The organism is Tabrizicola sp. (assembly GCF_036781545.1).
Taxonomy (GTDB): Bacteria; Pseudomonadota; Alphaproteobacteria; order Rhodobacterales; family Rhodobacteraceae; genus Tabrizicola.
In genome coordinates, this window is the sequence record NZ_DAIQAT010000162.1 from 1 (window position 1) to 3,706 (window position 3,706).

Here is a 3,706-nt window from a genome sequence, read left to right on the forward strand (position 1 = left end):
TGGAGCGGCTGCGCGCCTATCTGGACCAGCAGCTGGAACCCTTGAAGGGCGCGGTTTCGCGCTTGGCGAACAAGCTGCAGCGCCGCCTGCAGGCACAGCAGAATCGCAGCTGGGAATTCGACAAGGAGGAAGGCATCCTCGACGCCGGGCGGCTGGCGCGGGTGGTGGCGAACCCGACGACCCCCTTGAGCTTCAAGTGGGAGAAGGACACCGAGTTCCGCGATACCGTGGTGACGTTGCTGCTGGACAACTCCGGCTCGATGCGGGGGCGGCCGATTTCGATCGCCGCGATCTGCGCCGATGTGCTGGCGCGGACGCTGGAACGCTGCAACGTCAAGGTGGAGATCCTGGGCTTCACCACCCGGGCCTGGAAAGGCGGGCAGAGCCGCGAGCGCTGGCTGGCGCAGGGGCGGCCGCAGATGCCGGGGCGGCTGAACGACCTGCGCCACATCATCTACAAGTCGGCCGACGCGCCCTGGCGGCGGGTCAGGCCGAACCTGGGGCTGATGATGAAGGAAGGGCTCTTGAAGGAGAACATCGACGGCGAGGCGCTGGAATGGGCGCACCGGCGGATGATGGCGCGGCCCGAGGCACGGCGGATCATGATGGTGATCAGTGACGGGGCGCCGGTGGATGATTCGACCCTGTCGGTCAATCCGGCGAACTATCTGGAGAAACATCTGCGCGACGTGATCGCGATGGTCGAGCGGCGCCGCGCGGTGGAGCTGATCGCCATCGGCATCGGCCATGACGTGACGCGGTACTACCAGCGGGCGGTGACGATCACCGATGTGGAGCAGCTTGCGGGCGCGATGACCGAGCAACTGGCGGGGCTTTTCGAGGTGGACCCGAAAAAGCGCGCCCGGGCGATGGGGATGCGGCGGGCGGGGTGACGCGCCGTCGCTGAGGATTTGGACCAAGAGGAAGCCGGATGTTCCAGAGTTTCGAAAGCCATGCCTCGCCGGATCAGGGGCCGCCGCGGCTGGCAGCCTTGCGGGCGAAGCTGCGGGAGATGGGGCTGGACGGCTTCCTCGTGCCGCGGGCGGATGTGCACCAGGGCGAATATGTCGCCGCGCGGGATGAGCGGTTGCAGTGGCTGACGGGCTTCACCGGGTCGGCCGGATTCTGCATCGTGGTGCCGGAGGTGGCGGGCGTGTTCATCGACGGGCGCTACCGGACGCAGGTGAAGGCGCAGGTGGACCTGGGGCATTTCACCCCGGTGCCCTGGCCCGAGGTGAAGCCGGGCGACTGGGTGCGGGAGCATCTGGCAGCGGGCAAGGTGGGGTTCGACCCTTGGCTGCACACAAGCGATGAGGTCGAGCGTCTTGAGAGATCGCTTGAGGATTCCGGCGTAACGCTTGTTCCTGTCGGTGAAAATCCGGTGGATGCGATCTGGCCGGACCAGCCTGCGGCCCCTGTCGGCAAGGCCTTCGTGCATCCGGTGGAGCTGGCCGGAGAGAGCCATGCGGCAAAGCGCGCGCGGCTGGCCGAGGGGTTGCGCAAGGCCGGGCAGAAGGCGGCGGTGGTGACTATGCCGGATTCGCTCTGCTGGCTCTTGAACTTGCGCGGGGCGGATGTGCCGAAGAACCCGGTGCTGCATGGCTTTGCAGTGCTGCATGACGACGGGCGGGTCGATCTGTTCGTCAACCCGGCAAAGCTGGATGGCGCCGTGCGGGCGCATCTGGGGGATGAGGTTTCCGTGCATCCGGTGGAGGGCTTTGCCGAGGCGCTGAAGGCGTTGGCAGGGCCGGTGCGGGTCGACAGGGGGACGGCGCCGCTGGCGGTGGCCGATATCCTGCGCGGCGCCGGGGTGGAGGTCGCCTGGGGTGACGATCCCTGCCGGTTGCCGAAGGCCTGCAAGAACGCGGCCGAGATCGAGGCCACCCGCGAGGCGCATCTGCGCGACGGGGCGGCGATGGTGGAGTTCCTGCGCTGGCTGGACGAGGCCCTGCCCAAGGGCGGCCAGACCGAGATTTCGGTGGTGCAGGCGCTGGAAGGCTTCCGGCGGGCGACCAACGCGCTGCACGACATCAGCTTTGACACCATCTGTGGCGCGGGGCCGCATGGCGCGATCATGCATTACCGGGTGACGGAAGAGATCAACCGCCCGGTGGGGCAGAACGAACTGCTGCTGGTCGATTCGGGCGCGCAGTATCTGGACGGGACGACCGACATCACCCGGACGGTGCCCGTGGGCGATCCCGGGCAGGAGGCGCGGGAGTGCTATACGCGGGTCTTGCAGGGGTTGATCGCGATCAGCCGGGTGCGATTCCCGAAGGGCCTGCCGGGGCGGGACATCGACGCATTGGCGCGGTTCAACCTGTGGGTCGCGGGGCAGGACTATGACCACGGCACCGGGCATGGCGTCGGGGCTTTCCTATCGGTGCATGAGGGGCCGCAGCGGATTTCGCGCGTCTCGGAGGTGCCGCTGGAGCCGGGGATGATCCTGTCGAATGAGCCGGGATACTACCGCGAGGGCGCCTTCGGCATCCGGCTGGAGAACCTGATCGTGGTGCGGGAGGCCCCTGCCCTGGGCGACAACCGGGCGCAGATGGCCTTCGAGACGCTGACCTTCGTGCCCTTCGACCGGCGGCTGATCCTAGGCGACGAGCTGTCGCCGGGGGAACGGCGCTGGCTGAATGCCTATCATGCGGAAGTGCTGGAAAAGCTTGGCAGCCGGGTGTCCGGTGCCACGCTTTCCTGGCTGAAGGACGCCTGCGCCCCGGTCTGAGGAGCATCGAATGGCCGCTCACATCACGATAATCCCAATCGACGGGCCGGTCACGGTTGCGGCGGGATCGACGGTGCTGGGGCGCAGCGAGCGGGCGCTGGAACTGCGCGAGGGGGAATACCCGCCGGTGATCTATGTCCCGCGCGAGGATATCGACATGCACCGCCTGGTCCGGACGGATCATGCGACGAAATGCCCGTGGAAGGGGCAGGCCAGCTATTACTCGATCAAGGGCGATTTCGGGATGCTGGCCAATGCGGTCTGGACCTATGAGGAGCCGAAGGAGGAGGTGGCGGCGATTGCCGGGCACCTCGCCTTCTATCCCGACCGGGTGAGGGTCACGCGCGGCTAGCCGCTTCCTCGCGGATGCGCTGCACCATGGCGCGGAGGCCGTTGGAGCGCTGGCTGGAAAGATGTTCATTGAGGCCGAGGCGGCCGAGTTCGGCGGCGGCATCGACCTTGGCGACATCGGCCACAGGAACGCCGGAATAGAGCGCGTGCAGGACGGCGATCAGGCCGCGGACGATCATCGCGTCGCTGTCGCCCTGAAAATCGAAGCGGCCCCCATCGATCATCGGGCGCAGCCAGACCTGGCTGGCACAGCCCTGCACCTTCAGCGCGGGGACCTTGAAGCTTTCGTCCAGGGGCGGCATCGCCTTGCCAAGCTCGATGACATGGCGGTAGCGGTCTTCCCAGTCGTCGAGGAAGTCGAAGATTTCCGCGATCTCTTCAAAGGCTTCGGTGGCCATGGGCAGCTCCTTGATGCGGGTGAGGTAAGCCTGCGGGGTGCAAAGGTCCAGCCCAGAGAAGCGCTTTTCAAACGCGGTGCCATCGGCTACCCAAGGGGCACACGTTCAGGATGCTCGCCATGCCCGTTTCCCGCCGTCACGTCGTTCTTGGTCTCGCCGTCGCCCTTGCGGGCTGCGGGAAGGTGCGGCAAAGCAAGCTGAACCCGTTCAACTGGTTCCGGAAATC

General features: G+C 66.9%; 4 protein-coding genes. 3 read left to right on the top strand and 1 reads right to left on the bottom strand.

Features of this window, described 5'->3' with window-relative positions; translation table 11 throughout:
- From V7Q39_RS17485 to V7Q39_RS17495, 3 genes are all read left to right on the top strand, one after another.
- Nucleotides 1–893: cobaltochelatase CobT-related protein (locus V7Q39_RS17485; protein ID WP_443082541.1), on the top strand; the 893-nt coding region annotated here is incomplete at its 5' end.
- Nucleotides 894–931: 38 nt separating this feature from the next.
- Nucleotides 932–2,731 carry an aminopeptidase P family protein gene (locus V7Q39_RS17490; protein ID WP_333817901.1) on the top strand — a complete coding sequence of 600 codons (1,800 nt, stop codon included), beginning with the start codon at nt 932–934 and terminating at the stop codon, nt 2,729–2,731.
- A 10-nt stretch (nt 2,732–2,741) separates the two neighbouring features.
- The gene (locus V7Q39_RS17495) at nt 2,742–3,083 is read left to right on the top strand and encodes a DUF427 domain-containing protein (RefSeq protein ID WP_333817902.1); all 342 of its coding nucleotides are present in this window, start codon (nt 2,742–2,744) and stop codon (nt 3,081–3,083) included.
- Here the strand turns inward: V7Q39_RS17495 and V7Q39_RS17500 are convergent.
- Nucleotides 3,070–3,480 (bottom strand): SufE family protein, encoded by a 411-nt coding sequence (locus V7Q39_RS17500; protein ID WP_333817904.1) that lies wholly within the window; start codon nt 3,478–3,480, stop codon nt 3,070–3,072. The genes V7Q39_RS17495 and V7Q39_RS17500 overlap by 14 nt on opposite strands.
- Nucleotides 3,481–3,706: the final 226 nt, after the last annotated feature.

Coding starts and splice junctions, on each gene's coding strand:
- V7Q39_RS17490 (WP_333817901.1), top strand. CDS start 932: ATGTTCCAGAGTTTCGAAAGCCATGCCTCGCCGGATCAGGGGCCGCCG.
- V7Q39_RS17495 (WP_333817902.1), top strand. CDS start 2,742: ATGGCCGCTCACATCACGATAATCCCAATCGACGGGCCGGTCACGGTT.
- V7Q39_RS17500 (WP_333817904.1), bottom strand. CDS start 3,480: ATGGCCACCGAAGCCTTTGAAGAGATCGCGGAAATCTTCGACTTCCTC.